Origin of the sequence: Pseudomonas sp. BF-R-19 (assembly GCF_019956445.1) — a bacterium.
GTDB classification, from domain to species: Bacteria; Pseudomonadota; Gammaproteobacteria; order Pseudomonadales; family Pseudomonadaceae; genus Aquipseudomonas; species Aquipseudomonas fluorescens_BH.
Genome location: NZ_JAHBDN010000054.1, coordinates 1 through 26,663, shown reverse-complemented (window position 1 = coordinate 26,663; position 26,663 = coordinate 1). Strand labels below are relative to the sequence as shown.

Below are 26,663 nucleotides of genomic sequence, written 5' to 3'. Positions count from 1 at the left end.
ATGGCACGAATCAATGTTGTAACTGGCGCTGCATCCGGTATTGGCCTGGCTACGGCGAACTTACTGCGAAATCGTGGTGAGACCGTTATCGGCGTCGATCTGGCGGGTGCCGATATAAATGTCGATCTTGCAAGTCCGGCTGGCCGATTACAGGCAAGTCAAGCGATACAAACGCTTGGCGCAGGTCATATCGATGCCGTGATTGCCTGCGCTGGCGTTGCGATGGCTGCGGGGGAAAGCGTAATCGCGGTCAACTACTTCGGGGTGGTTGATTTGCTTCCCAGGCTACTCCCGCTGTTACAGGCGTCAGAGGCTCCTCGAGCGGTAGTGATTTCCTCATCTGCGTCCCTGCTTCCTAGCGACCAAGCCTTGGTTCAGGCTTGTCTGACGGGGGGGGGAGGAGGCTGCGAAATCGTTGGCTCGTGACAATCCTCTGGCTTACGCGTCTTCGAAACTGGCACTTAGTCGCTGGCTTCGGCGCACGGCTGTGCTCGACCAATGGGCTGGTGCGCGCATTTTGCTCAATGGCGTTGCGCCGGGAACCGTGCGTACTCCGATGACCGCTTCATTGCTGAGCAACGAAGAAGGAAGGGCGATACTTGCGCAAGCGACACCGTGCGCGATGCCCGACTACGCCGATCCGCAAGATATAGCGCCTTTGTTGGCATTTCTTGCCAGCGCTGATAATCGCTACATGGTGGGGCAGATCCCGTTCGTGGATGGTGGTAGCGATGTATTGCTTCGTGGTGACGACGTTTAGCAGAACGCTCCTGTGTTGTATCGGAATAGCGAGCGAGACGAGGCAAAAGGGCAGGGAGAGGGAGAGGGCGCACTCTCCCTGCAGTTCTGCTTTATCGGCCTCAGAGGAAAGGCGTAGCGCGTTCTCAAGGATGAAGTCCGCTGCACGCCATGCCCGGCACGCTGAATGACGCCGCCGAGCGGCACAGGCAAATTATCCCGCGCGCTGGGACCGATGGTTTCGATCAGTTATGCCGCGGTGTTGAATGGCGTTCGCTCACTGGAGTGCCACACGTAGATCGGCGCAGGCATCGGCCAAGGCGAGGGCCGAGGGTTTGGCAAAGGGCGCCAAGCTGATAAAACCGTGGAACATGCCTTCGCAGCACTGCAACCGTATCGGTATGCCGGCTTTGCTTCAGCTGTGGAGCAAGTTTTAGTCTTTCTGTACCGAACAGCCAATGGCGGAATCATTCGGACAGAAAAAATTCAGAGGGCATGGAAAGAGAGACGTTTCTGGCTTTTGGAAACGCGGGAAGGAAATTACCTCGTTGGTAGTTTCAAACGCGGGGGTGGGCGACGTAGTTTTCTTGAGTTGCTTCGGTCGGTTGAACGTCTCAAATCTGATCCAAGATTGAATGCTTGATCTCTGTGGGAGTGGAGGTATGACCGCATGGCAGTTGATGCACTGGACGGCTACTCGAGCAACGAGCAATTTTGATGAGTTGCTCGAGAAGTTAATCACGACTCGTAAACCGATCTTCATTGATGGTGAGCGAAGGAGCGCTGTGCTGATCTCGATCGACGAGTGGAACGCCATTCAGGATGAGCTCCGACCCCGCGTTCAGTCAGACCTCTAAAAAATTACTTGCGACCTTTTACGGTTCAATCATCAGCGCTCCGATTTAGCCATGCGGAGCGCTCCAAACTGACTCTGTCCTGTGACCCTCGTTTTGCCAGGGGACGGCTCACAGCTGGCCCTGGCTCAGTAACCGTACTCGTTCAGCAGTTTCTGCAAAAACTCACGCCGCCGTTGGACGGTGCTCAAAATGAGATAGTCGCGATCGGTGTCTCTCGTCGACAGGTGCCCTGCGTCCACAAGGCCATCGATGTAGCCTTCGGCTCTGCCTCTTGCTTCGAGCAAGGCCTCCTTTGATGTGCTTTTGTAGATGTCTTCAGCGATGCTTCATTTAACGCCGTCCAGCCGCGTCGTCCGAAAATTTTGGAGCGTTCATTAGTGCCTGGAAATCGTTGGGTAACAAAGCGCTGAAAGTGGAAAGCAGCTCACGGCTCTACCACTGTTCGTTTGAAGAGCTATTGCGCCGTACTCGGCGGCCCTACTTTCAACTCAAGGATTCTCCGTACCTTGCTCATCAACCTGCACATTCACGATGCAAGTTGTCTTGCTCCAATGGCCGACATAACCGCGCATCCAGTTCGCCAACTGCGCCGGCTACGAGCAGTTCCCGCACTTCGACCATCGAGTCGCCGGGGATGGCAGTCAGCAGATTGTCTGAAAACTGCCGGTATTGAGTGGCATCGACCTGGCTGTAATCGGGTTCAGGAATCTCGCGTAACTGTTGGAGTAAATCCACGATCTGCTTATCGAGTTGCATGGGCGTCGTCCTCTATGTTGGCCGTTTTGAAACACTGGGCGGGTCTCTTTCAGGCGGGTCGGCGATGGTGCCGACCATCGCAGCCATGTGCGTACGATCCTCCGTAAGCTGCGTCGTTTGCTATGCCCGATGTTGCTGCGTAATGACGAGGTTTAGCAAAACGCTCCTGCGCCATATCCGAAAGGGCGAGCATAGCGAGGTAAAAAGGGGAGGGAGGACAGAGCAAGCGCTTCCGAGCTTGCTCTGTCCTGTCGGGGATCGAATTCAAACAGGCAGCGCCTTTTGCTCCGCTTTATCAGAGTCAGAAGAGCTTCGTAGTGCGTCTTCGAGGATGAGATCCGCTGCACGCCACGCCAAGGCCATCGTGGGCCCATTTGTGTTTCCGGACAGCAGCTCGGGATAGATCGAGCAGTCCATCACCCGTAGTCCCTCTACACCCTTGACTCGTAGCCTAGGGTCCACCACTGCTTGGTCGTCCACACCCATCCTGCACGTGCCACTAGCGTGGTAACCACTTTGACCGTAACGCCTGTAGGCATCGAGAATCTGTTCGTCACTCTGGGCGTTAGCCGTGTAGGACATTTCCTTGCCTACCAGGTTCTCCAGAGGCCTTTGAGTGACGAGCCGGCGAATGTAGCGAACAGACGCTACGCTCACTTGTCGATCATAGGCGGTGGCCAGGTAGTTGGGGTTGATAATCAATGGCTGATCGGGGTCCTTTGATTGGATTCTGACGCTACCCTGGCTGTCGCTTCTCAGCGGGTAGGCAAAGAATTGCATGCCCGGGGTTTTATGCATGGCGATTGCCGACGCGTCCAGGTCCAGGGAGAACGGCGCGAACATCAGCTGTGCGTCGGGCCGGTCCAAGCCAGGAAGGGTCTTCACGAAGGCGCCAAGTTGATAGGAACCTTCCGCCAGTGGGCCTCGGCGCGCCATAAGATACTTGAGCATGCTCTTTAGTAGGCCACCCCCTGAAAACGCCAGGTTCTGACTGTCCTTCAGTCGTTTCAGGTTGAACTGCAGCATGAGCAAAAAATGCTCTCGCATGTTCTCGCCAACTCCGGGGCTATTCTGAATCACGGGTATTCCAAGACTCTCCAGGTGTGCGGCGGGGCCGATGCCTGATAGTTGCAATATCTTGGGTGATTGCAGCGCTCCTGCGCTCAATATGATCTCCTTGGCCCTGAACGTTACAGTGCGGTCGCCCTGCCGACAAAGCACACCGACGGCACGTTTGCCTTCTAATACGACTCGATCGACCGAGGTGCCAGTAAGGATTGTGAGGTTTGTTCGATTGCGGATAGGGTGGAGGAACGCTCGGGATGCACTGACCCTTTCGCCATGGCGGTTGATGTTGAACGACAAATACCCTATGCCCTCCTGATCAAGCCGGTTGAGGTCATTCTTGGCCTTAAGCCCTAATAGGCGGCCCGCAGCGATCATGGCGTCGCCCAATTTGCTAGGTTTTGCCACGGTGATGTCGACCGGCCCGTCGACTCCTCGCAATTCGTCCCCTCCAAGGGCATGATTTTCAAGGCGCTTGAAGTAAGGTGCTACATCATTCCAGCTCCAGCCAAAGTTCCCCAGTTCTGCAATCCTGTCATAGTCCTGGGGCTGCCCGCGCACATACACCATCCCATTTACGGCACTGCTTCCGCCGAGCGCTTTTCCTCTCACCCAGACTTCTGGTGTCTCGCCTTTCATGCGGGTTGTGACGTAGTGCCAGGCGAACTTGGGGTTCATGAGTGTTTTGCCAAAGCCTTTTGGCATACGGAAGAGCAACCCGTCGTCAGCTGTGCCGGTTTCGATCAGCAGAACGCGATGCGCGGTGTTTTCAGATAGGCGATTGGCGAGTACACAGCCTGCCGAGCCAGCGCCGACAATGATGTAGTCATATTCAGACATGAGGTGTTCTCACAGTGCCGAGACAAGCTTATTGCTCCTGGCTCGGCAGTAGAAAATTCTTCCCGAAGGCCAGTGTGGGACTGGCTTTTGGGGGGGAGCCCGGTCAGCTGACGGTGAAGCCGCCGTCGACTGCCAGCAGTTGGCCGGTAATGTAATTTGATGCTGGGCTTGCAAGAAACAAGACTGCGGCTGCAATGTCCATCGGCACTCCGATCCGGCCCAATGGCACACGGCCGGGTTGGCCAATTGGCCCATGCGCCGGATAGTCGCCCGTTTGCGCTGCACGTGCGCCTTCAGTGTCGACACCGCCAGGCAATACAGCGTTGACGCGAATCTGGTCACCTGCGAACTCTAGCGCTGCTGTCTTGGTCAGCATATTGACCCCCGCTTTCGAGGAGGCATATTGAGCATTGTCGAAAATCACTGGGTGCAGAGAGTTCACAGATGAAATGTTGACGATCGATCCGCCATTCCCTTCAGCCTTCATTTGCTTGATGGCTTCGCGCATGCAAAGGAATACCCCCCGGGTGTTTACCTCATGCACACGATCCCACTTTTCTACGGAGATATCGAGAAACGGCTCAGTCGGAAATATTGCAGCCACGTTCACCAGAATAGCCACGTTGCCGAATGCCTTTGCTGACTCCTCGAATAGTTTCTTCACCGTTTCTGCGTTAGAGACGTCGACGGCTACGCCGATTGCGTCAGCGCCTAGCTGTTTAAGTTCTTCAGCGGTGGTGTTGGCAGCGGCGTAATTCATGTCTGCAATCACCACGCGTGCACCCACCGAGGCCAAAAGTGTGGCAACTTCCTTGCCGATGCCTCGCCCTGCACCGGTTACAATGGCTGTACGGCCTTCAAGGCCAAATAGACTGCTCAGTTGATGCTGGTTATTATTAGGCATTTTCGACTCCTGCGATGTGCTGGTATGGACCTTTTTGAATCAACTTGAGTTGTGCTGATTCATGTCCGCCGTTGTTTTTATTAGATAAAATCACACGTGTTTTTGCTGCTAAAGGACTATGCCAATCCAAAAGTCTGACAGTCGGGGAAAACCTTCTTTTTTCCTTGTTCGCCTGACTCTTCAGCTCAGTGCTTCATGGATGCTGACCTCGGGGCGGCTCGTGCGGGTGGCACGCATACGCCGACTTGGATCCTCGGGGTCATTGGGTGAGATGAATATGTACGTCTCACTAACTTCCAAGATCGTACCCACGAATGGCATATCGCCGAACTGATCAGAAACCCGGTAACTAACCGTGTCACCTACGGAAAAGGTGACTGGGTCGAAGTTGAATTTGAACGGGCACTGTTCATCTTCAGAGCTAGAGATAGATTTCATTGTCTGACTCCTGATAGTGAAAGTCGGGGAGGGCGTCGGCCAATCGAGGTTGGCGCGGTCAGCTAAGGCCGGCCACCGGAACTGCTGCACCATGAATGGCACGAGCATTTTCGGAGGCCAGAAACACGATGACATCCGCTAATGCAGCCGGTGTCACCCACCGACTGAAATCAGCGTCTGGCATGTCGGCACGATTAGCAGGCGTATCGATGATGCTCGGCAATACGCAGTTAACGTTGATGTTCTGTTCACGCAACTCGGCGGACATACTTTCGGTGAGGCGAATAACGGTTCCCTTCGCCGCGCAGTAAGCTGACTTGTTGGCGCCGCCAGCGTTGCCCGCGGTCGCTGCGATATTTATGATCTTACCGCCGCCGGCGGAAATCATCTTTGGCACGATCAATCGCGCGGTATTAATCAACGAGGTTGCATTGAGGTTCATCATTAAGTCCCACGTTTGATTGCTCAGCTGATGAACCGGCTCACCCATCGCGAAACCTCCGGCAACATTGCAAAGCACGTCGATATCCCCAAACCATTCTTCTGCGTCTTTTACAGCCTTCGCCAAAGAGGTTGTATCGAGCAGGTTTGCCGGCAGCAAAGCCTGGTTGTCATTGCTGACGCCATACGCAGTACTGAGCGCGTCTTCGTTCAGGTCTAGCAACACGAGTTTGGCGCCCTGAGCTGCAAAAGCAGCAGCCACGGCGCGCCCCAGATTTCCTGCGGCGCCAGTAATCATTACTGTCTGACTCAAATGACTCACTGCTAATCTCCTATTTGAATTTCTGACTTGCAGGGCCAATGCATGCGAATAAATTCAACGAGCACCGTGATTGATTTCGATTACTTGAACAGCCCACGATCAGTAGCGGAGGGGGCGGTGGTGAGCCCATTTTCCTGGAGCACCTCCAGTGCCGCACGGGACGCAACGCTGAATGCCGGGAATCCTGCATAGGGAATACTCTGCATGAGTGCCTCTTCGATTTCAGTCTCGGAGAGCCCGTTCGCAAGCGCAGCCCGGACATGGTTTTTGAGTTCTTCAGGTTGTCCTTGGGCAATCAGCAAGCCCAGAGTCACGAGGCTACGCGATCGATTATCAAGCCCTGGCCGCGCCCAAATATCGCCGAAAACATTTTCCAGCGCCATCGCTGCAGAACTGGCACCGAATTGACCTGATGCAGCATAAGTTTCCAATGATTCGAGAAACTGATCTCCAAGCATTTCCTTGACGACCTTACGGCCGGCTTCCTTCGCATTGTTTTCCATCAAAATATTCTCCAATTCACCTTGAGCGATACGGCATGCTATTAAGCGCTGCCAAGCCGAGCCTTACTGTTGGTGGTTTCGGCGACGCGGGCCGAATGATGTTCAATGTCGCCATTCAGCTTCTCCAGCACTTTGAGGCGTTTGAAGTAGTGGCCAATGCTGCATTCCTCGGTTATTCCCATACCGCCATGCAGTTGAATGCCCTGGGCTCCGACGAACCTGCCTGCCTCAGCTGCCACCACTTTAGCCATCGAAATAGCCGACTTGCGCATGTCAGGGGTTGCCTCAAGGAATGCGAGTCCGCGATAGAGCATCGATCGCACATCTTCGGACTTGACGAACATCTCTGCCATGCGGTGCTGTAGCGACTGGAATTTCCCAAGTGGTTGTCCGAATTGCTTACGCGTCTTGATGTATTCGGCGGTGATCTGCATTGCCGCTTCCATCGCACCAAGTGTCTCGGCGACCTGGGCGAGCGTTGCCCTGTCGATGGCATCTTCCATCACTTCCAGTGCCTTTGCGCCGAATAGAAGGAGGGCGTTTTTTTGCAATTGAACCTGGTCAAAGTTAAGATCCGCAGCACGGCTACCGTCGATCAGTGCGTAATTGTCGAGGCTTAATCCGGGCGCATTTCTTTCAACTAAAAACAGCCCAAGGTTTTCATTGTCAGGCATTCGCGCCGAGACGATGAGCACGTCGGCGGACGGCGCATCAATTGCCATCAGCTTGCTGCCGGATATGCGGTAACCCTCACTATGAATTGTCGCTTGTGTGGTTTCTACATGAGAGAGGCTGTAGCGATTACTCCTCTCTGCGTGGGCGAATGCGATCTTGAGGCTACCGTCAGCAATTTGCGGTAACAGGTCCGCACGCGCGCTGCCGTTGCCTGACTGGTCAATGATTCGGGCGCCGAGAACTGTCGTGCTGACTATTGGCTCCTGCACGAGGCCTCTACCCAGTTCCTGCATCAGGATCGTAACGTCGACAAAACTCAGGCCGAGACCACCGACATCCTCGGGCAGTCCGAGAGACAGCCAGCCCAAATCGGCGTATCGCTGCCAATTGTCTTGGCTGAACCCTTGTTCAGTTTGCAGTAACTTGCGGCGGGTCTCGAACGCGTGTTGTTCACGAACAAACCGTGCGACGCCATCTCGTAATTGTTGTTGCTCTTCGCTGAGATTAAAGTCCATGCCTAAATCCGCCTTACAAGCCAAACGCTAACTTGGCGATGATGTTCTTTTGAACTTCTTGTGCGCCGCCGTAAATAGTAGAAGCGCGGTTGAACAGGTATTGGGCCGCACGACCGGGCACATAATCAGGCCATAGGTCATGATCACCAGTGTCACTGTCATTTTCTTGCGTCAAATTGAAATACCTCAAGGATCGTAGCCCTAGCGCTTCCATCTGAAGCTCCGTCACGCGCTGTTGCATGTCAGACCCGCGAATCTTCAGGGTAGACACCACCGCATCTAGGTTGAAGGACGATTTTTCGTCGGCGAGAACCCGCAGCACCGACCATTCGAGAGCATGCAGATCCATTTCAAGTCTTGAGAGTTTTCGACTGAATTCAGGCATTTCGATCACAGGTTTTCCGTTATCGAGTTCCCGCCGGGCAATGTCCTTGACCACGTCCAACTGGCGCTTGTTGTAATAGATGAAGGAGCTGGTTGTACGCTCCTTCTCTAGCAAATATTTGGCGTAGCTCCACCCCATATTGAGGTCGCCAACCAGATTTTCTTTCGGTACCCGCACGTTATCGAGAAAGACTTCGTTGAGCTCATCGCCGCCGTCAATTTGCTCAATGGGGCGCACGGTAATACCTGGCGTACTCATATCGATAAGTAAGAACGAAATACCTTTTTGAGGCTTGTCTGCACTGGCATCAGTTCGAACCAAGAAAAATCCCCACTGGGAATACTGAGCTTCGCTAGTCCAGATCTTCTGACCATTCACCACATAGGTGTCGCCATCGAGCACAGCGGCTGTGCGCAGACTTGCCAGATCGGATCCCGCGTTGGGCTCAGAGAAACCCTGGCACCAATACACGTCACCGCTGAGCATGGGAGGAAGGTGACGTTGTTTTTGCTCCTCCGAACCAAAAGCGATGATGACGGGGGCCGCCATGTGCAAGCCCTGCCAGCCTGCATCCGGGGCATCAGCCTTATAAATTTCTTCCGTGAATATATGTTTGCGTACGGCACTCCAGTCGGAACCTCCGTACGCTAATGGCAAGTGAGGGGCGCCCCAGCCCTTTTTGTACAACGTTTTTTGCCAGTGACGAATGCCTTCGCGGGAAACGGCATTGCCTCTTCTATAAGCCTGGCGGGCGATATCCTTGGGTAGATTCTGTTGGATAAACTCACGGACCTGGGCGCGAAACGCTTCGTCTTCAGGGCTAAATTCAAAATTCATAACGCTCTGCCTTTTTAGAGGTGCTATTGGCATAGGCCAAATGGCCCGCTCGGATTCAAAGTCCTTTGAAGTCGGGCGACCTTTTTTCTCGCGCGGCAGCCCGGCCCTCAGTTGCATCCTGGCTATTGACAGCCAATGCAACAGCATTCAGTTCGAGTCCGAGAAACTCTTCGATCGAGCCGCAGTTCGCACGAAAAAGTTGTTTGGTCAGGCCGACTGAAAAGGTAGGGAGCGCTGCGAGTTCGCGCGCCAGTATCTGGGCCTGGTCTTCAAGTTCATCGTCAGGAACAACCTTGTTGACCAGGCCTAGCATGCTGGCTTCATCTGCCGATACTCGACGCCGGGAGAACACGACCTCCTTGGCTCTGAGTTGACCTATGTTTTTTGCCAGCACGTGCACGAGCCCGCCTTCTGGAACGGTGGCACGATTAAGGAAGTTGGCGCAGAACAAGGCGGTTTCTGAAGCGATGATCTGGTCGCTCGTCATCGCCAAGGACCAGCCAATACCTACTGCGTGGCCGCGGACGGCACACACTACTGGCTTGTTGAGATTGTGAAATTTGAGAAGTGTTTGCTGCCACGTGAACATCCCTTTCCTGGCATAAGACACTGACATCACTGGGGGCGCGGATGTAGCGCCTGATCCTTTGATATCAGCTCCAGCACAAAAGGACCGTCCTTGCCCGCACAGAACCACTGCCCGGATGGCCGGATTTGCCTCAATCTCATCGGCGTAATCACACAGCAGTCGTAAGCTTTCGGCGCTTAGAGCATTAAGGCTCTCGGGGCGGTTGAGGCGTACGGTCGCAACCGAGGCCTCGATTAGCAGTTCTACATCCATGATGTTGTCCTGTCTCTCTGGCGGCGGATTGGGGTGTCCAGCAAAGATGCAGAGGCATTGCAGCAGCCATCTGCGTGTCGCTTGACGTAATCCTTTGTTCTTATTTATGTGCGTTGTTCGACAATATGAACCGAAAAAATCGGTAACGTCAACATTCCGCTGCGCATTCTCACTACGCTTCCCGCCATAGCCTGTGCCTTGCCTTTCCTAGGTAGCGAAGTCGTCGCTCAGCCAATTCAATTGCGGCCGGCCTCCGTATTTCTTCGCTTCGAGGTGTCCATGCTACTGGCATCAAGGTCAGAGGCAGTGGTACATGATCGATATCAAATATCGTTTCCATATCAAAACAATATTTGTATATGTGAATGTCTATGCGCTATAACTCCGCCCAGCGAAGGTCGGTGGTGTCCCACCTGACGGGCTGCTACGAACCACCCATCCAAGGGCCTAGCTTTTTGGATTAAGTATACGCTATCGTTCACTTGATCTTGGAGCGTACTCCTAGACACTCCTGGAACGCCAATAACAAAAACAAACGAGTGGCTGTTCAAGTCATTCGGCAGAGGAGGTAGGCATGAACGCCGTGCTTCAGCTTGAAGATTTCAAAGACGACTTTGACCCGTTCACTGCTTGGGCCACCATCGGTGGTGAAGGCGCCATCATTGACCCTTATCCGGAGCTGGCGCGTTTGCGGCAAGACTCACCGGTTCAAGCTATTGACCTTCGCGCTCACTTCGGCGTGACAATCGATCAAAGCATGGAAGGGCTTAATCCTTACGTTATTTTGGGTCATAAAGAGGTGAGCGAGGTTCTCAGCAACCACGCCGACTATTCCAGCAAGATCTTTGAGCGCAATTTGGGGGAGGTTTTTGGTGCAACCATTACCGCCATGGATACGCCAGAGCATGGTCGGTACCGTCGCCTATTCCAGGCGGCGTTCACTCCAGTTCGACTAGACGCCATGCGCCTTAAGTTTCAAGGTGTCATCGATCGTCTCCTTTCAAATTTCATGCATCGCGGCAAGGCTGACCTGGTCCAGGAATTTGCATTCCACTTTCCGTTCCAATTCATCACTGATCTCATGGAATTGCCAATGGCGGATCGACCGCTGTTCCATAAGATTGCTTTCGCGCAAACAACCATCGGTTTCGCGCCCTATCACGGTCGTGAGGCCTCCCGCATTCTGGGTAACTACCTGACCCAATTATGTGAGGTGCGTCGTGAACTCAAGTCGAGCGACGATTTTGTAAGCCTCATCTGTAATGCTGAAGTAGAAAATGAGCGGCTTCCGGACGACGTGACGATCTCGTTTTTTCGCCAACTGATGAACGCGGGCGGTGACACCAGCTATCACGGCTTTAGTAATGCCCTTACAGCGCTATTCAGTAACCCAGATCAATTAGAAGCCGTTAAGAACGATCGAAGCCTTATTCCTCTGGCCATTGATGAGGCGTTGCGCTGGAATTGCCCGGTAATGATTGTCCACCGGACACCCAAACGGGACGTGGTATTGGGGGGAGTAGAAATAGAAGCCGGTGCGAATCTGATTGTTTGCCTCGGTGCCGCTAACCGCGATGAAAATGTTTTTCCGGAGCCTGATAAGTTCGATATTTTTCGGGAGCGCAAGCGTCATGTCGCTTTCGGGTTCGGGCTTCACGTATGTATTGGTCAGCATTTGGCGCGAATGGAATTGACCATGGCGCTCAATGCCCTGTTGGACAGACTGCCCAATCTACGACTCGATCCGGATTCACCCCCGCCCGTTGTCACGGGCCTAGGCATGCGCGGGGCTCACTCCGTCAACGTTGTTTGGGATCTATAGCTCCTCCAATGCTGCCGGCCCCTGCCGTAGCAACCGGATCTCAATTGTACTAATGGCATACGCGTGGTTAGTGCTGATGTCTCAGACAGGCCATACAACAACAAAAATGTGATCGCTGTGTTTGACTCGAGCGTACCTACGTCGTCAGGACACGCGAATGGAGGTTTTCATGAATGCCTTGCCAACTGTATTTGCTTTCAGTTTCGCCACAATGCTGGCTGCCGGAGTTGCTTACGGGGCCTCTCCCGAAGAAGTCAAGCAACTGGGCTCCACGCTTACCCCCTTCGGCGCAGAAGTGGCGGGGAACAAGGAAGGGACAATTCCCCCTTACGATCAGAACAAGGCCGCAATCACGCCTCCCTCTGGTTATAAACCAGGTAGCGGCGTCTACCTTAATCCTTTTGCCGATGAAAAACCGCTGTTTACCATCACCGCTGCGAACATGAGCCAGTACAAGGACAAACTTGACGAGGGAGCTCAAACGCTTCTCAAGCGTTGGCCTGACACCTATAAAATCAACGTCTATCCCACCCATCGCACCGCGGTTTACCCCAAGTGGGTATTGGACAACACACTTAAGAATGCAACAATAGCGAAATTGCTGAATGACAAAGGGGATGGCGTCGAAGGCGCATATGCGGGTGTTCCATTTCCTATTCCGAAGAACGGCTTGGAAGCCCTGTGGAATAATATTCTGTTCTGGCGCCCCGTGGCGCTCGAGGAGCTCAGCACTGGTTATCTCGTTGATTCTAACGGTCAAGTCACCAACGTTGGCACCAACTTGGGTTATTACGAAACGCAGTACTACAACAAAGATAAGGACAAGCTTGAAGGTCCGATTTACTACAAATCCCTTTTCAATACCAAAGGACCGGCTCGGCAGGCAGGTGAAGCTTCTTTGGTGCACTATTCTTTAAATTACGCGACGCAGGATCAGATTACCTGGTCCTATTCTCCTGGGCAGCGCCGAGTGAGATTGGCACCTGAGTTTAAATATGATACCCCTTCGCCTAACTATGGAGGTGGGTTGTTTTGGGATGAAATTCAGCTTTTTTCCGGAAGGCCTGATCGCTTTGACTGGAAGTTGATCGGCAAGAAGGAAATGTACATTCCTTACAATGGCTACGACGTCACGAACAGTACGTCTACGCAAGTTTTGGGTAAGCAGCATCCGAACCCGGATAGAGTACGCTGGGAACTGCATCGCGTATGGGAAGTTGATGCGACCCTCAAAGCGGGTGAGCGCCATGCATATAAAACGCGCAAAATCTACATTGATGAGGATAGCTGGAGGATTGTCGCTGCTATTGGTTACGATCAAGCAGGGCAGGTTTACCGCGTAGGGCATTCCTCACCATGGCAAGCCTACAGCCCTGAAGTTCAATGGATGTATGGGGGGTCCTTTTGGATTCAAGATCTCCAAAAGAATCAATACCTTGTTACACCCATTTACGGCGGTGAAAACGGTTTCCTGAGACCGGCCACGTTGCGAGCTTCATTCGCGACGACGCCGGGTGCTCTACAGGGCACGGGAGTTCGCTAAAGTCCGACAGTCATCTCCGTCAGTCTCTGGCGGAGATGGCTGTTTTGGTACCCTCTAGTACATCGTTAATGCCTCATACGCTTTATGCCTCTTGGCGAGTGACTTCCCACGTCATAGCGAGGCTTGGCGTGATTGGAATAGTGTCTTTTTCCGTTTTTGTGGGAGTCACGGATAAGGACACCCAAAGAGTTTCATTTAATGAAAGATTTCGATTACATCATTGTCGGCGCTGGATCGGCCGGCTGTGTGCTTGCAAATCGCCTTTCTGAAAATTCGGATACTCGCGTATTACTGATCGAGGCAGGGCCAGAGGATAGTCACGCCTTCATCCGAATGCCGAAAGGTTTCGGTAAACTACTGACTGATCCCAAACGCGCATGGTTTCTGCCAGTCGATCCTCAGGAGGGCAGCGGTCGCGTCAATGAGACCTGGATACGAGGCAAGATGCTCGGCGGATCCAGCTCTATCAATGGGATGGTGTACATGCGCGGCCATCCACAGGATTACGATGAGTGGGAGGCTAATGGTGCGACCGGCTGGGGCTGGACGACCATGCTCAAGGCTTTTCGCAGCATTGAGAATCACGCCTTGGGTGAAAGTGAGATTCGCGGCGGGCAGGGGCCATTGAAAGTTACGCCGTATGGTGAGCGCAATGCGTTGGGTGAGGCGGTGATTGCCGCTTGCGAATCGCTTGGTCTACCGCGCAAGGAAGATATCAACGAGCTTGATCACGAAGGTGTGGCCTACCTTAATTACACCATTTCAGGTGGTGTCCGACAGAGCGCTGCAAAAGCCTTTCTGTCCCCGGTACGCAAACGCGGCAACCTGACCGTGGTGACCGATACCCTGGTTCAGCGTGTACAATTTGAAGGGACCAGGGCTGTAGGGGTTGAGTGTGTCAGCGGCGGGAAAACCCTTCGTTATAATGCTCGCTATGAGGTGATCCTGAGTGCCGGCGCTCTGGAGTCCCCCCGCTTGTTGCAACTATCCGGGGTCGGTGATCGTGAGCATCTTTCTGGGCTCGGTATCGATGTTGTTGTTCACAACCCGAACGTCGGACGTAACATGCAAGAGCATTTGTTGTATGCGTTGCAAGTGCGATTGCGGCACTGGCGAGATAGCCAGAACCGGCAGTTCTCTGGTGTGCGACTCCTTAAAAATGCCTTGCAGTATTTTCTCACCAAAACTGGCGTCATGGCGCTGGGTTCTTATCAAGTGGGTGGCTTCTTCAAGAGCCAGCCGAACCTTGCTCGGCCTGATTTCCAAATAATGATGGCGCCGTACTCGCTAGAGGTTTCGGCACCCACTTATAGTTTTGAGAAGTTCCCGGGTATGCAGCTGTTTGTCTATCCCATGCGTCCACGTAGCTTGGGGAGTGTACTTATTAAGTCGGCGGACTCCAGTGTGCCCGCACAAATAAGCACCAACTATTTGACCGACCCCCATGACCGAGCAGTTTCGGTCGCTGCCTTTCGGTGCATGCGTAAGGTTATCCAGAGCTCGTCGATGAGTCATATGGTGCTCGAAGAGACTCATCCTGGACCCAGGATTCAAACTGACCAAGAAATCATCGATGAGTTTCGGCGTCGTGGACAGTCTGGATTTCACGCCAGTTCAACCTGCGCCATGGGTGCAGACGATACAGCAGTGGTTGACCCGCAGCTGCGCGTGAGGGGAGTACAAGGTCTGCGCGTTGTCGATCTCTCAGTGTTTCCAACCATGATCTCGGGTAACACAAACGGGCCAGTGATGGCGATGGCATGGCGAGCCGCTCAACTGATTCAGGAGGCCGCATCGTGAGCAAATTGGAAGAGTACTCACAACGTTTCGCTAATATTCGATTAGAGCGTACTGACGGTATCCTGCAACTGACCATGCATAGCGCTGGCGAATCTCTCAATTGGGGGGCGCTGGACGGCAGTATTCACACACAGTTAGGTGACTGTTTTCGTGAGATCGCCCGCGATCCTGAAGTACGGGTATTGATCATCACTGGCATTGGAGAGGCTTTTTGCGCGTCCATGAACCTGCAGGAAGTTCCTTCAGAGCCAATGTCTAAAGGCTGGCATCGGCTGCAGCGCGAAGGCAAGGATTTGTTGATGAACCTGCTTGATATCGAAGTTCCGGTGATAGGTGCCATTAATGGTCCAGCGTTCATTCACGCTGAAATCCCGGTGCTCTCTGACATTGTCCTGGCCAGCGATACAGCCGAATTGGCCGACATGGCGCACTTTATCTACGGAGTGGTGCCTGGGGACGGCGTGCAAGTGGTCTGGCCCATGCTGCTCGGGGCCAATCGAGGACGCTATTTCCTGCTCACTGGTCAACGGTTGACGGCCGTCGAAGCGCTATCGTTGGGGGTTGTTAGTGAGGTTCTGCCAGCCAATCAGCTATTGGCTCGTGCGTGGGAACTTGCCCGACAACTGGCGAATAAGCCGATCGAAACGCTGCGTTATACCCGCGTCGCTTTCACTCAACCTATCAAGCGTCGTTTTATGGACGAGCTTGGGTATGGTCTGGCGATGGAAGGTCTGGGAATCATTGCTGCAAATGGATGAAGGCCCTGAATAACAATGACTGGCTTGCGATTATGGTGTCATAACTCTTTACTCCTTCCTGCGGAGAATTTTGTCTTATCGACCAAAGCCAGGATTTCATTGCGGGCACGGCTAAGCCCGCGCGCCATATGTAATCCTGATATCAACCCTGTCAGTGAATATTGCGTACGAATGCTTTTTCAATAGCGTTAATGGAGTTTGGGGAGTTGGATATCAACAATCATAAAAGCTGGATAGGGCATAAAAAGAGAATGAAGGATCAGCTCACGCTGATGCCGGTAAACGCGCTAGCGGCGACGCTAAATCATGATTATGGCGCTGCCCTCTCTGGTGATTTGCTGCCTGAGCTTTGGCATTGGCTTTATTTCCTCCCTACACCTCAGTGCGCGGAAATAGGCGGGGGCGGCCTGCCTTTGCGTGGGGTTTTACCTATGATTGCGTTGCCCAACTGCATATGGGCCGGAGGTCGAATTGAATACATTCGCAGCCCTCAAGTTGGCGATGAGGTCGAGCGTGTCTCCACTATTCTTGACGTTAACCATGAAGTAGGGCAGGACGGTCAGCTGGTATTTGTGACGCTGCAGCACGAAATTTTTGATGATGGTGGGCTGCTGATCCGCGAAGAGCAGGATCTCATTTATCTTGATAATGCGAAGCTTGAGTCACCGTTATCTCGCCCGCAATCGACCGACATGGAGCCTCTGTGGACAAGAACCGTTAATCCGGATCCAGTTCTGTTGTTCCGTTATTCGGCCTTAACATTCAATGGGCATCGCATTCATTACGATCGCTCTTATGCGCAAGAAGTCGAGGGGTACCCTGGATTAGTTGTTCATGCCCACCTGATTGCGACGTTGTTGGTTGATCTGCTTCACGAGCATCTGCCCGTTGCTACGATGAAGTACTTAAGTATTCGAGTCTTACACGCACTTTATGATATCGCTCCTTTTCGATTGTGTGGTGTCCCGAGTGAGGATGGTAGGTCAGTGACTCTCTGGGCCGAAGGTCCCGACGGCAGCGTATGCATGAAGGCAACAGCCACTTTGGCCTAAGAAAAATATTTCGCTGGATCGGATCTGAATGGTCCGGCGTTAAAGAAATTAGCTCTGCGATTAAATTTATCTAATCTCTTTAGTCGACCTGGCATCTTAGGTGAGTGGTGCTGATCGAGAAAAAACGCGGGCTAACAATACGTGGTGAGCGCATATCCAAATCAATAACCGCACCTCCCTAATATAGCGTGGAGATGCGGTCGCAACCCTTAATGTTTTTGCTTGAACAAGGCGCGGAAGCAATGCAACAGAGGTTCGGTGTAACCACTGGGTTGATGAAGCCCTTCAAACACCAAGGCACAAGCAGCTTGGAACGCCAGTGAACCATCGAAGTCTTCAGACATCGGTCGATATAGCGGATCTCCGGCATTTTGCTGATCCACTACGACGGCCATGCGCTGCAGGATTTTCAGGGTCTGCTGTTGATCGATCACGCCGTGGCGCAACCAATTGGCAATGTGCTGGCTGGAGATACGCAATGTGGCGCGATCTTCCATCAGACCGACATCATGGATGTCCGGCACCTTGGAGCAGCCCACGCCTTGCTCGACCCATCGCACCACATAGCCAAGCAGTCCCTGGGCGTTGTTTTCCACTTCTTCCCGGATTTGCTTCTCCGTCCATTTGGCGTCAAACGCAACCGGCACAGTCAAAAGGGCATCGAGCAAATCCTCGCCGCCGGCTGCCAGGGCAGATCGTTCTAGTTCTTGCTGAATCACCGCTACCTTGACCTTGTGGTAGTGCAAGGCGTGCAGCGTCGCAGCAGTAGGGGACGGTACCCAGGCGGTGTTGGCGCCGGCCATCGGGTGTGCGATTTTCTGCTTGACCATAGCTTCCATCAAGTCGGGCATCGCCCACATCCCTTTGCCGATTTGTGCTCGGCCGCGCAGTCCACAGTTCAAGCCGACCAGTACATTGTTGCGCTCATAGGCTTGTATCCAGGCGGTGTTTTTCATGTCGCCTTTGCGCAGCATCGCACCCGCTTCCATAGACGTGTGGATCTCGTCGCCAGTGCGGTCAAGAAAGCCCGTATTGATAAAGGCGACACGTGTCGCAGCCGCAGCAATGCAAGCCTTTAGGTTGACGCTGGTGCGGCGCTCCTCGTCCATGATGCCCATCTTTAGCGTATCGCGGTCAAGCTGCAGCACGTCTTCGATACAGCTGAACAAGCGCTCGGCGAAGGCGACTTCAGCTGGCCCGTGCATTTTCGGTTTGACGATGTAGACGCTGCCGCTGCGCGAGTTGCCTCGGCGCTTTAAGTCGTGCAAGGCAATCAGGCTGGTGACCATGCCGTCGAGAATGCCTTCGGGAATTTCCCGGTTATTGCCATAGAGCACTGCCGGGTTAGTCATCAAGTGTCCGACGTTGCGAATGAGCAACAAGGCGCGGCCGTGCAGTTTGAAGGCTGCGCCATCGACGCCAGTGTATACACGGTCCGCGTTGAGTCGGCGGGTTACGGGTTTGCCGTTCTTCTCCAGCGTCTCCGAGAGGTTGCCCTTCATCAGCCCAAGCCAATTGCGATACACCCGTACCTTGTCGCCGGCATCGACGGCAGCAACGGAGTCTTCGCAGTCGATGATGGTCGACAATGCCGCTTCGATCATCAGGTCTTTTATTGAGGCGGCGTCGTTGCGACCGATCGGGCTGTCTGGATCGATTTGGATCTCGATGTGCAAGCCATTGTTGCGCAGAACGATGGCCTTTGGCGTAGCGGCTGCACCTTGATAACCAACCAGTTTTTCCGGCTGGCGTAGGGTGGTGTGCTGATCGTCTTTGAGCATGACTGCCAACGCACCACCTATGATGCGGTACGACGTGGCGTCGGCGTGGGAGCCCAGTTGCAATGGCAAAGCCTCATCCAGAAAGGCTTTGGCAAAGGCGACTACTTTGGCGCCACGCACCGGGTTGTAACCCGTGCCGGCTTCGGCACCGCTATCGCTGCTAATAACGTCGCTGCCGTACAGGGCATCATATAAGGAACCCCAACGCGCATTGGCTGCATTCAAGGCGTACCGTGCGTTGATGGCGGGCACAACAAGCTGAGGCCCAGCCAGCTGACTGATTTCGTTATCGACCTTGGTGGTGCTGACCTTTACTTGAGCAGGTTGTGGTAGCAGGTAGCCAACTGAAGACAGGAACGCCCGGTACGCCGGCATGTCGGTAATGGGCCCTGGATTGGCTTTATGCCAGATGTCTAATTCCAGCTGCAAACGTTCGCGTTCGGCCAACAAGGCACGGTTAGCCGGCGCCATCTCCTGGACCAGATCGGAGAACCCGCTCCAAAAGGCTTGGACGTCTATGCCAGTGCCGGGCAAGACTTCTTCATCGATAAATGTCTGCAGGACAGGTGCGACTTGCAGGCCATGAAGTTTTGCGTAATCAGTCATCTGTTGTTCTCTCAATTCAAGGCGCGGACGCCGGCCGTTGCAATCTGTGCATCCTGGTCGGCCTTTACGCCGGAAACGCCGACTGCGCCAACTACTTGCCCTTCGACAACGATGGGTACACCACCTTCCAGCGACGTCACCAATGGGGCCGAGAGGAATGCACTGCGTCCCCCATTGACCATCTCTTCGTAGCCTTTCGACTCGCGTCGACCTAGGGCCGAGGTCCGGGCTTTTTCCGTGGCGATATAGGCACCGATTGGCGCGCAACCGTCCAGGCGCTCAAGGGCCAGCGGATGACCGCCATCGTCCACCACGGCAATGCAAACATTCCATTGGTTGAGCAGTGCTTCGCTGCGCGCGGCAGAGAGGATCAGGCCGACTTCTTTCTGGCTCAATACGGCTTTGCTGTTCATGAGTTTTCCTTTGAGTGAATGGCATCCTCCACCACTTCGATCCAGTGCCGCACCGGGGTGCGGCCGGCACTGTCGAGGTGGGTTTGGCAACCGATGTTGGCGGTGGCAATGACGGCGGGTGAGCCGCTCTCCAGCGCCTTGATCTTGTTGTCACGCAGTTGACGCGAAAGCGCTGGTTGGGTGATTGAGTAGGTGCCGGCGGAACCACAGCAAAGATGGCTGTCGGGAACTGCAGTAAGATGAAATCCCAGGCGCGCCAGAACGCTCTCAACCGCGCCGCCGAGCTTGAGCGCATGTTGCAGAGTGCACGGGCAATGGAAGGCCAGGCGCTGCTCGCTGCGAGCGCTTAGCTGCTCTAGGGGCTCAACTTGCAGGACCTCGACCAGATCTTTGCTTAAGGCACTGATCCGGGCAGCCTTCTGGGCGTACACCGGATCATGTTTGAGCAGATGACCATATTCCTTGACGAAAGCACCGCAGCCGCTGGCGGTTTGGACGATCGCTTCGGCACCACTTTCGATGGCCGGCCACCAGGCGTCGATATTGCGCCGGGCGCGCTCCAGTCCCGCTTCCTGGGCGTCGAGGTGGTAGTCAACGGCGCCGCAGCATCCAGCCTGGCTGATCGGCGTAATGCTGATGCCCAAGCGATCCAGCACCCGCGCGGTAGCAGCATTGGTGTTCGGGGACAAGCTTGGCTGCACGCAGCCTTCAAGCATCAACATGTTTCTTGCAAGCTTTCGCGTTGGCCGAGGTTTCGCACTGGCAATGTGGCGCGGCAGTTTTAGCTGTACGGTTTGCGGCAGTAAGGGGCGCAGGCTTTTGCCGATATTCATCAAGGGCTTGAACAGAGTCGGGTTGGGCAATAAGGTCCGCAAACCATGGCGCAACATGCGCTCACCGGCGCTGCGCGGTACTGCCTGATCAACCACGGCACGACCAATATCCAGCAGGTTGTGATAGTTGACGCCAGACGGGCAGGTGGTTTCACAGTTTCTGCACGACAGGCAGCGGTCCAGGTGTTGCTGCGTTTTGGCCGTGACTTCATTGCCTTCCAGTACTTGCTTGATCAGGTAGATGCGCCCGCGCGGGCCATCCAATTCATCACCCAATATTTGGTAGGTCGGGCAGGTAGCATTGCAGAAGCCGCAATGCACGCAGCTGCGCAGGATGCTTTCGGCTTCTTCGGCGCGCTCCAGGCGTTGGGCTTTTTCGCTCAAGGTGGTTTGCATGATCAGATCTCTGCGTACATTCGGCCTGGATTAAAAATCCCTTGCGGGTCCAGTTGTGACTTGAGCGATTGCTGGTAGCGCAACAGCGTAACCGCCAGTGGTTGGAACGGCTGCTCGACGTTTGCATGACAGGTGGCATGCCCACCGGCTTGCCTGGCAATGGCTCGGATGATTTCGACCGCGGCGCTGGATTTCAGCCAGCGCTGGGCGCCGCCCCAATCGATCAATTGCTCGCCCGGCAGGCTCAATGGGCCTGTATTGGTCGGTAGTGATAGGCGCCACAGTGGACGCTCATCGGCAAAAAAAGCCAAGCGTTGGGCATTCAATTCGCGCCAGTACGCGGCGTCGAGACGTTCGCCACCCAAACGATCATGAGCCGCCATAACTGAACCTTCGCCACCCTCCAGGCGCAGGTGCAAGCGCTGCCCGTCATGACTGGCCGCGCTGATCGGGACGGGCTGTTGCCCCCATTCCGCGAGTTTCAGCAGGGCTTGCTCGACGCTCATTTCTAAGACGATGCTGAGGCTTTGGCGGGGCTTAGGCAGCACCTTGAGGGACACTTCGGTCAGCAGCCCCAGGCAACCGAAACTGCCAGCCATCAGACGCGACAAATCGTAGCCTGCGACGTTCTTCATCACTTCGCCACCGAAACGCAGATGCTTGCCATGGCCGGTGATCACGCGGGTTCCTAGCACGTAGTCGCGCACTGAACCGGCCCATGGTCTGCGTGGTCCCGACAGGCCGGCAGCGACCATCCCGCCCACGGTGGCCCCGTCTTCGCTGTGCGGCGGCTCGCATGGCAACATTTGCCCAGCGGCGTCCAGTGTCGCGTTCAACTCAGCCAACGGCGTGCCGGCGCGTGCCGTGATCACCAGCTCTGTAGGGTCGTAGGTGACGATGCCGCGATGCGCACAAGTATCGAGCAGTTGACCGCGCACCTCGCGACCCAGATGAGCCTTGCTACCACCTCCCTGGATGCGCAACGGAACATGGCTGCGCAGGGCATGCTCAACCTGTTGCAACAGCTCAGCGCCAGCGTCGTTGGAATGTTGGCCAAGCATTAGAAACGCTCCAGTTCAGGGAAGGGCAGTTTCCCCATATGCACATGCATGGCGCCAAACTCGGCGCAACGATGCAGGGTGGGAATGTTCTTGCCGGGGTTGAGCAGGCCGCTGGGGTCAAATGCTGCCTTGACCGCATGGAACAGGGTCAATTCGTCGCTGCTGAACTGGGCACACATCTGGTTGATTTTCTCCCGGCCCACACCATGTTCGCCCGTGATGCTGCCACCGACCTTCACGCACAGCTCGAGGATCTTGCCGCCCAGGGCTTCAGCGCGGTCCAGTTCTCCGGGGGTGTTGGCATCGAACAGAATCAGTGGATGCATGTTTCCATCGCCTGCGTGAAAGACGTTGGCGACGCGCAGGTTGTATTCAGCGGACAGCTCGGCGATTGCCCGCAGAACACCAGGCAGTTCGCGGCGCGGTATGGTGCCATCCATGCAGTAGTAATCCGGCGAGAGGCGCCCGACAGCAGGAAAGGCATTCTTGCGTCCGGCCCAAAAACGTACGCGTTCGGCTTCGTCTTTAGCTTGGCGTACTTCCGAGGCACCGGCTTGCTCTAGCACCTGTCGGACACGCTCGCAGTCGTCGTCGACATCGGCTTCGACGCCGTCGAGTTCACACAGTAGGATGGCTTCAGCGTCGACTGGATAACCTGCGTGGATGAAATCCTCGGCGGCACGGATCGCCAGGTTGTCCATCATCTCAAGGCCTCCGGGGATGATGCCGGCAGCAATGATATCGCCTACTGCCCGACCGGCTTTTTCCACTGAGTCGAATGCTGCCAGCAGCACCTTGGCCGATTGTGGTTTGGGCAGCAGCTTGACGGTCACCTCGGTGATCACCCCAAGCATGCCTTCGGAACCTGTGAACAGTGCCAGCAGGTCAAAGCCGGGAGAATCGAGGGCGTCGGAACCCAGAGTCAGTCGCTCGCCATCGACAGTGAGCATTTCCACTTTCAGCAGGTTGTGCACGGTCAGGCCATATTTCAGGCAGTGCACACCGCCAGCGTTTTCCGCCACGTTGCCGCCGATAGAGCAGGCTATTTGCGAGGAGGGATCTGGTGCGTAATACAAACCATAAGGGGCGGCAGCCTGAGAAATCGCCAGGTTACGCACCCCTGGTTGTACGCGGGCAAAACGCCCGGCGGGATCGATTTCTAGGATTTTGTTGAAGCGCGCCATAACCAGCAGTACACCTTTTTCCAGTGGCAGTGCACCGCCGGACAGACCTGTGCCGGCGCCGCGTGGGACCACTGGGACACACTGTTGATGGCAGACTTTCAGAACAGTCTCGACCTGTTCGATCTCGCGAGGCAGAACCACCAGCATCGGTGTAGTGCGGTAGGCGGATAGACCATCACATTCATAAGGCCTGAGTTCTTCATTGCTGTGAAGAATTTCCAAGTCCGGCATTTGCTCACGCAATGCTTGTAAAAGTACGTGTTTTTCAATGAGCGGTAGCGCGCCGTCAACGCGTTCATCATAAAGAATATTCATATCTGGGCAGGCAACCCTTGCTTGTTGTTGTGACCGACCAGCCCAGAAACAACCCCGCTGGTTTCAGCGTCCATCACGGTAATTCCCGCTTCGTTGGTCATTGTGATTTGAGCCGTGGCCCGGCCCTGTTCGTCCAAAGTTGTGATCACCCAATGGCAGGTAATCGTGTCACCGGAATGGACTGGTTTAGTAACGGTGTAAGTAATGCCGGCACTCATCCAGCCAATTTTTCTGCTGATTTCGGTTACCAGGCTGGCCATCAAAAGTTCCTGTGATACGGCCGCCTTGAGAGGGCCAGCCTCGGCATAGCACGCATCGAAATGTACCAACTGGTAGTCCCTTGAGAGTCTCGCGAAAAGCTGGACGTCCTCAATGTTGTAACGGCGAGACGCCGTGAAGCTATCACCTGCTTGAAACCGCACCGCGTCGAATCGTTTGAGGCGGATCATCGAAAAATCCTTTGCATGGTTTCAGTGCCTACAGGCGACTGCTCCGACTTCTCGCCAGCGCGCTGCTTGCCAATAATGGGCAGTGGATTTCGCCCGTTCAGATCGCTTTACATAAGTAACACAGGCTCAGTTAATTGCCTTGGTCGCGCTAACCCCTGAGGTGTGAAGGAGATCGACAATCAGTGCTTTTTCAAAGAGTGGTAGGCCCTGAGATGGCTCATAAGTTTTTTGCCGGGAAGGTCTTGCCGTGCGCACGTGGCTGGCCATCAAGCATTCTCGGGGTGAGCCCATCAGGTGCCTCCTCGAGGGCTATGAGCGACCCTTTTACTATAGCTGTATTTTTTGATAAAAATAACACAATGTCAGTTAATGGCATCTTAAATGTTGACTTTTTTACCGGCTGGAACAAGATTGGAGTGGCGGATCACTTCGCCCTTTAACCCGTAATCGCCTATTAGAGAACGCACATGAAAATCCTGGTCCCTCTCAAGCGGGTGGTCGACTACAACGTCAAGGTTCGCGTCAAGGCGGACAATTCCGGCGTCGACCTCGCTAACGTCAAGATGTCGATGAACCCCTTCTGCGAAATCGCTGTTGAAGAAGCCGTACGTCTGAAAGAAAAAGGTGTTGCGACTGAAGTCGTCGTCGTCTCTGTCGGCCCGTCCACCGCTCAAGAGCAACTGCGCACCGCGCTGGCTCTGGGTGCCGACCGTGCCATCCTCGTCGAATCCGCTGAAGATCTGACTTCGCTGGCCGTTGCCAAACTGTTGAAAGCTGTTGTCGACAAGGAGCAGCCTCAACTGGTGATCCTTGGCAAACAAGCCATCGACAGCGACAACAACCAGACTGGCCAGATGCTCGCGGCATTGAGCGGCTACGGTCAGGGCACATTCGCTTCGAAAGTCGAAATCAGCGGCGACAGCGTTGCCGTGACTCGCGAAATCGACGGCGGCGCGCAGACTGTTTCCCTCAAACTGCCGGCCATCGTCACCACCGACCTTCGTTTGAACGAGCCGCGTTATGCGTCCCTGCCAAACATCATGAAAGCCAAGAAGAAGCCTCTCGAAGTGCTGACTCCGGACGCTTTGGGCGTTTCCACCGCCTCTACGAACAAGATCGTGAAAGTCGAAGCGCCTGCGGCACGCAGCGCGGGTATCAAGGTCAAGTCGGTGGCTGAACTGGTCGAGAAACTGAAAAACGAGGCGAAGGTAATCTAAATGACTATCTTGGTTATTGCTGAACACGACAACAAAGTGTTGGCCTCTGCCACGCTGAACACCGTTGCTGCTGCTGCCAAAATCGGTGGCGACATCCACGTTTTGGTTGCAGGCCTGGGTGTTGGTGCCGTGGCTGAAGCCGCTGCGCAAGTGGCTGGCGTGGCTAAAGTGCTGGTGGCCGACAACGCCGCTTATGCACACCAGCTTCCAGAAAATGTTGCACCGCTAGTGGCTAGCTTGGTGATCGAACAACACGCGATTTACAGCCATGTCCTAGCCTCGGCCACTTCCAACGGAAAAAACATTCTGCCGCGCGTTGCCGCTGCCCTGGACGTTGATCAGATCTCCGAGATCATCTCGGTCGAAAGCGCTGACACCTTCAAGCGTCCGATCTACGCCGGTAACGCCATCGCTACTGTTCAATCGAGCGCTGCCGTGAAAGTGATCACCGTGCGTGCCACCGGCTTCGACCCGGTTGCCGCTGAAGGTGGTACAGCTGCCGTTGAACAGGTTGCTGCTGCTCACGACGCTGAAATCTCCAAATTCGTCGGCGAAGAACTGGCCAAGTCCGATCGTCCGGAACTGACCGCTGCCAAGATCGTCGTTTCCGGCGGCCGTGGCATGCAGAACGGCGACAACTTCAAACACCTTTACGCCCTTGCCGACAAGCTGGGCGCCGGCGTGGGTGCATCGCGCGCCGCGGTCGACGCAGGTTTCGTACCGAATGACATGCAGGTCGGTCAGACCGGCAAGATCGTTGCTCCTCAGTTGTATATCGCCGTCGGTATCTCTGGCGCGATCCAGCACCTGGCCGGCATGAAAGACTCCAAAGTGATCGTTGCGATCAACAAGGACGAAGAAGCGCCGATCTTCCAGGTAGCCGATTACGGCCTGGTCGCTGATCTGTTTGAAGCGGTGCCGGAATTCGACCAACTCATCTGATCAATCTTGCAGCAAGGTGAGTGTTTGCTCGCCTTGCTGATCGTCGAAGGAGTCATCATGCGTTACAAGTTATTGGGGAACTCCGGCTTACGGGTATCGGAGCTATGTCTCTGAATCATGACGTTTGGCAACAAAGAATGGGGGACGAATGAGGCAGATGCAGCGAACCTCTATTCGCACTATCGCGATAGAGGTGGCAACTTTCTCGATACGGCCAATGAAATTTACACTGGGGGTGCCAGCGAGGAAATACTCGGTCGGTTGCTTCAGGGGCATCGAGATAAGATGGTGGTTACCACCAAATATGCTCTGCCCCCCCCCCCCCCGGTGGCCAAGACGTTAATGCCGGCGGCACCCATCGTAAAAGCTTGCAT

Annotated in this window: 26 protein-coding genes; 11 read left to right on the top strand and 15 right to left on the bottom strand. The window is 54.7% G+C overall.

Annotation, left to right across the window (positions count from 1 at the left end; genetic code table 11):
* The 3 genes from KGB28_RS14985 to KGB28_RS14975 all read left to right on the top strand — a co-directional run bounded on the left by KGB28_RS14985 (window position 1) and on the right by KGB28_RS14975 (window position 1,595).
* Window positions 1–426 carry an SDR family NAD(P)-dependent oxidoreductase gene (locus KGB28_RS14985; RefSeq protein ID WP_223446209.1) on the top strand — a complete coding sequence of 142 codons (426 nt, stop codon included), beginning with the start codon at window positions 1–3 and terminating at the stop codon, window positions 424–426.
* Entirely contained in the window at window positions 416–760 is a 345-nt protein-coding gene (locus KGB28_RS14980) for an SDR family oxidoreductase (protein ID WP_223446207.1), read from the top strand. Before KGB28_RS14985 ends, KGB28_RS14980 begins: the two co-directional genes overlap by 11 nt.
* Window positions 761–1,400: 640 nt before the next feature.
* Window positions 1,401–1,595 carry a type II toxin-antitoxin system Phd/YefM family antitoxin gene (locus KGB28_RS14975; protein ID WP_223446205.1) on the top strand — a complete coding sequence of 65 codons (195 nt, stop codon included), beginning with the start codon at window positions 1,401–1,403 and terminating at the stop codon, window positions 1,593–1,595.
* Between the two features lie 513 nt (window positions 1,596–2,108).
* On the opposite strand, the gene KGB28_RS14970 is transcribed toward KGB28_RS14975, so the two are convergent.
* The 9 genes from KGB28_RS14970 to KGB28_RS14930 all read right to left on the bottom strand — a co-directional run bounded on the left by KGB28_RS14970 (window position 2,109) and on the right by KGB28_RS14930 (window position 10,117).
* Window positions 2,109–2,351 (bottom strand): hypothetical protein, encoded by a 243-nt coding sequence (locus tag KGB28_RS14970; RefSeq protein ID WP_223446203.1) that lies wholly within the window; start codon window positions 2,349–2,351, stop codon window positions 2,109–2,111.
* Window positions 2,352–2,615: 264 nt separating this feature from the next.
* Window positions 2,616–4,256 (bottom strand): GMC family oxidoreductase, encoded by a 1,641-nt coding sequence (locus KGB28_RS14965; protein ID WP_223446201.1) that lies wholly within the window; start codon window positions 4,254–4,256, stop codon window positions 2,616–2,618.
* A 103-nt stretch (window positions 4,257–4,359) separates the two neighbouring features.
* Window positions 4,360–5,160 carry an SDR family NAD(P)-dependent oxidoreductase gene (locus KGB28_RS14960; protein ID WP_223446199.1) on the bottom strand — a complete coding sequence of 267 codons (801 nt, stop codon included), beginning with the start codon at window positions 5,158–5,160 and terminating at the stop codon, window positions 4,360–4,362.
* A 180-nt stretch (window positions 5,161–5,340) separates the two neighbouring features.
* Window positions 5,341–5,598, bottom strand: coding sequence for a hypothetical protein (locus tag KGB28_RS14955; RefSeq protein WP_223446197.1), 258 nt, complete (start codon window positions 5,596–5,598; stop codon window positions 5,341–5,343).
* 58 nt (window positions 5,599–5,656) lie between these two features.
* Entirely contained in the window at window positions 5,657–6,361 is a 705-nt protein-coding gene (locus tag KGB28_RS14950; protein WP_223446195.1) for an SDR family NAD(P)-dependent oxidoreductase, read from the bottom strand.
* Window positions 6,362–6,441: 80 nt separating this feature from the next.
* Window positions 6,442–6,864: a carboxymuconolactone decarboxylase family protein gene (locus tag KGB28_RS14945; protein WP_223446193.1), complete on the bottom strand. Its 423-nt coding sequence runs from the start codon at window positions 6,862–6,864 to the stop codon at window positions 6,442–6,444.
* A 41-nt stretch (window positions 6,865–6,905) separates the two neighbouring features.
* Complete coding sequence (locus KGB28_RS14940; RefSeq protein ID WP_223446191.1) at window positions 6,906–8,054, bottom strand: acyl-CoA dehydrogenase family protein; 1,149 nt, start codon at window positions 8,052–8,054, stop codon at window positions 6,906–6,908.
* Between the two features lie 13 nt (window positions 8,055–8,067).
* Window positions 8,068–9,276 carry an acyl-CoA dehydrogenase family protein gene (locus tag KGB28_RS14935; protein WP_223446189.1) on the bottom strand — a complete coding sequence of 403 codons (1,209 nt, stop codon included), beginning with the start codon at window positions 9,274–9,276 and terminating at the stop codon, window positions 8,068–8,070.
* Between the two features lie 55 nt (window positions 9,277–9,331).
* The gene (locus KGB28_RS14930) at window positions 9,332–10,117 is read right to left on the bottom strand and encodes an enoyl-CoA hydratase/isomerase family protein (protein WP_223446187.1); all 786 of its coding nucleotides are present in this window, start codon (window positions 10,115–10,117) and stop codon (window positions 9,332–9,334) included.
* A gap of 574 nt (window positions 10,118–10,691) precedes the next feature.
* Here KGB28_RS14930 and KGB28_RS14925 point away from each other — a divergent pair.
* The 5 genes from KGB28_RS14925 to KGB28_RS14905 all read left to right on the top strand — a co-directional run bounded on the left by KGB28_RS14925 (window position 10,692) and on the right by KGB28_RS14905 (window position 17,092).
* A complete protein-coding gene (locus KGB28_RS14925; protein WP_223446185.1) occupies window positions 10,692–11,939 on the top strand; it encodes a cytochrome P450 in 1,248 nt (415 codons plus the stop codon).
* A 169-nt stretch (window positions 11,940–12,108) separates the two neighbouring features.
* Complete coding sequence (locus KGB28_RS14920; protein ID WP_223446183.1) at window positions 12,109–13,482, top strand: DUF1329 domain-containing protein; 1,374 nt, start codon at window positions 12,109–12,111, stop codon at window positions 13,480–13,482.
* 198 nt (window positions 13,483–13,680) lie between these two features.
* The gene (locus KGB28_RS14915; RefSeq protein WP_223446181.1) at window positions 13,681–15,282 is read left to right on the top strand and encodes a GMC family oxidoreductase; all 1,602 of its coding nucleotides are present in this window, start codon (window positions 13,681–13,683) and stop codon (window positions 15,280–15,282) included.
* The gene (locus KGB28_RS14910) at window positions 15,279–16,040 is read left to right on the top strand and encodes an enoyl-CoA hydratase/isomerase family protein (protein WP_223446179.1); all 762 of its coding nucleotides are present in this window, start codon (window positions 15,279–15,281) and stop codon (window positions 16,038–16,040) included. The genes KGB28_RS14915 and KGB28_RS14910 overlap by 4 nt, the downstream gene beginning before the upstream one ends.
* Before the next feature lie 206 nt (window positions 16,041–16,246).
* Complete coding sequence (locus tag KGB28_RS14905; protein WP_223446177.1) at window positions 16,247–17,092, top strand: hypothetical protein; 846 nt, start codon at window positions 16,247–16,249, stop codon at window positions 17,090–17,092.
* 209 nt (window positions 17,093–17,301) lie between these two features.
* Here KGB28_RS14905 and KGB28_RS14900 read toward each other — a convergent pair whose 3' ends face one another.
* From KGB28_RS14900 to KGB28_RS14875, 6 genes are read right to left on the bottom strand one after another with little or no spacing between them, the layout of a single operon-like run.
* Complete coding sequence (locus KGB28_RS14900) at window positions 17,302–19,479, bottom strand: malate synthase G (RefSeq protein WP_223446175.1); 2,178 nt, start codon at window positions 19,477–19,479, stop codon at window positions 17,302–17,304.
* Window positions 19,480–19,490: 11 nt separating this feature from the next.
* Window positions 19,491–19,892, bottom strand: coding sequence for a heme-binding protein (locus tag KGB28_RS14895; protein ID WP_223446173.1), 402 nt, complete (start codon window positions 19,890–19,892; stop codon window positions 19,491–19,493).
* Complete coding sequence (gene glcF / locus KGB28_RS14890) at window positions 19,889–21,121, bottom strand: glycolate oxidase subunit GlcF (protein ID WP_223446172.1); 1,233 nt, start codon at window positions 21,119–21,121, stop codon at window positions 19,889–19,891. Before glcF ends, KGB28_RS14895 begins: the two co-directional genes overlap by 4 nt.
* Before the next feature lie 2 nt (window positions 21,122–21,123).
* Window positions 21,124–22,182, bottom strand: coding sequence for a glycolate oxidase subunit GlcE (gene glcE / locus KGB28_RS14885; protein WP_223446170.1), 1,059 nt, complete (start codon window positions 22,180–22,182; stop codon window positions 21,124–21,126).
* Window positions 22,182–23,681: a glycolate oxidase subunit GlcD gene (gene glcD, locus KGB28_RS14880; protein WP_223446168.1), complete on the bottom strand. Its 1,500-nt coding sequence runs from the start codon at window positions 23,679–23,681 to the stop codon at window positions 22,182–22,184. The genes glcE and glcD overlap by 1 nt, the downstream gene beginning before the upstream one ends.
* Complete coding sequence (locus KGB28_RS14875) at window positions 23,678–24,130, bottom strand: MaoC/PaaZ C-terminal domain-containing protein (RefSeq protein ID WP_223446166.1); 453 nt, start codon at window positions 24,128–24,130, stop codon at window positions 23,678–23,680. The genes glcD and KGB28_RS14875 overlap by 4 nt, the downstream gene beginning before the upstream one ends.
* A gap of 467 nt (window positions 24,131–24,597) precedes the next feature.
* Here KGB28_RS14875 and KGB28_RS14870 point away from each other — a divergent pair, with 467 nt between their 5' ends.
* From KGB28_RS14870 to KGB28_RS14860, 3 genes are all read left to right on the top strand, one after another.
* Window positions 24,598–25,347: an electron transfer flavoprotein subunit beta/FixA family protein gene (locus tag KGB28_RS14870; RefSeq protein ID WP_223446164.1), complete on the top strand. Its 750-nt coding sequence runs from the start codon at window positions 24,598–24,600 to the stop codon at window positions 25,345–25,347.
* Window positions 25,348–26,289 (top strand): electron transfer flavoprotein subunit alpha/FixB family protein, encoded by a 942-nt coding sequence (locus tag KGB28_RS14865; protein WP_223446162.1) that lies wholly within the window; start codon window positions 25,348–25,350, stop codon window positions 26,287–26,289.
* 117 nt (window positions 26,290–26,406) lie between these two features.
* Window positions 26,407–26,663: aldo/keto reductase (locus tag KGB28_RS14860; RefSeq protein ID WP_223446159.1), on the top strand; the 257-nt coding region annotated here is incomplete at its 3' end.

Excerpts from the sequence above, each read along its gene's own strand:
- KGB28_RS14870 (WP_223446164.1), top strand. The coding sequence starts at position 24,598 with ATGAAAATCCTGGTCCCTCTCAAGCGGGTGGTCGACTACAACGTCAAG.
- glcF (WP_223446172.1), bottom strand. The coding sequence starts at position 21,121 with ATGCAAACCACCTTGAGCGAAAAAGCCCAACGCCTGGAGCGCGCCGAA.
- KGB28_RS14875 (WP_223446166.1), bottom strand. The coding sequence starts at position 24,130 with ATGATCCGCCTCAAACGATTCGACGCGGTGCGGTTTCAAGCAGGTGAT.
- KGB28_RS14865 (WP_223446162.1), top strand. The coding sequence starts at position 25,348 with ATGACTATCTTGGTTATTGCTGAACACGACAACAAAGTGTTGGCCTCT.
- KGB28_RS14955 (WP_223446197.1), bottom strand. The coding sequence starts at position 5,598 with ATGAAATCTATCTCTAGCTCTGAAGATGAACAGTGCCCGTTCAAATTC.
- KGB28_RS14940 (WP_223446191.1), bottom strand. The coding sequence starts at position 8,054 with ATGGACTTTAATCTCAGCGAAGAGCAACAACAATTACGAGATGGCGTC.
- KGB28_RS14975 (WP_223446205.1), top strand. The coding sequence starts at position 1,401 with ATGACCGCATGGCAGTTGATGCACTGGACGGCTACTCGAGCAACGAGC.
- KGB28_RS14985 (WP_223446209.1), top strand. The coding sequence starts at position 1 with ATGGCACGAATCAATGTTGTAACTGGCGCTGCATCCGGTATTGGCCTG.
- KGB28_RS14920 (WP_223446183.1), top strand. The coding sequence starts at position 12,109 with ATGAATGCCTTGCCAACTGTATTTGCTTTCAGTTTCGCCACAATGCTG.
- KGB28_RS14945 (WP_223446193.1), bottom strand. The coding sequence starts at position 6,864 with ATGGAAAACAATGCGAAGGAAGCCGGCCGTAAGGTCGTCAAGGAAATG.
- KGB28_RS14970 (WP_223446203.1), bottom strand. The coding sequence starts at position 2,351 with ATGCAACTCGATAAGCAGATCGTGGATTTACTCCAACAGTTACGCGAG.
- KGB28_RS14935 (WP_223446189.1), bottom strand. The coding sequence starts at position 9,276 with ATGAATTTTGAATTTAGCCCTGAAGACGAAGCGTTTCGCGCCCAGGTC.
- KGB28_RS14930 (WP_223446187.1), bottom strand. The coding sequence starts at position 10,117 with ATGGATGTAGAACTGCTAATCGAGGCCTCGGTTGCGACCGTACGCCTC.
- glcD (WP_223446168.1), bottom strand. The coding sequence starts at position 23,681 with ATGAATATTCTTTATGATGAACGCGTTGACGGCGCGCTACCGCTCATT.
- glcE (WP_223446170.1), bottom strand. The coding sequence starts at position 22,182 with ATGCTTGGCCAACATTCCAACGACGCTGGCGCTGAGCTGTTGCAACAG.
- KGB28_RS14895 (WP_223446173.1), bottom strand. The coding sequence starts at position 19,892 with ATGAACAGCAAAGCCGTATTGAGCCAGAAAGAAGTCGGCCTGATCCTC.
- KGB28_RS14900 (WP_223446175.1), bottom strand. The coding sequence starts at position 19,479 with ATGACTGATTACGCAAAACTTCATGGCCTGCAAGTCGCACCTGTCCTG.
- KGB28_RS14960 (WP_223446199.1), bottom strand. The coding sequence starts at position 5,160 with ATGCCTAATAATAACCAGCATCAACTGAGCAGTCTATTTGGCCTTGAA.
- KGB28_RS14925 (WP_223446185.1), top strand. The coding sequence starts at position 10,692 with ATGAACGCCGTGCTTCAGCTTGAAGATTTCAAAGACGACTTTGACCCG.
- KGB28_RS14965 (WP_223446201.1), bottom strand. The coding sequence starts at position 4,256 with ATGTCTGAATATGACTACATCATTGTCGGCGCTGGCTCGGCAGGCTGT.
- KGB28_RS14915 (WP_223446181.1), top strand. The coding sequence starts at position 13,681 with ATGAAAGATTTCGATTACATCATTGTCGGCGCTGGATCGGCCGGCTGT.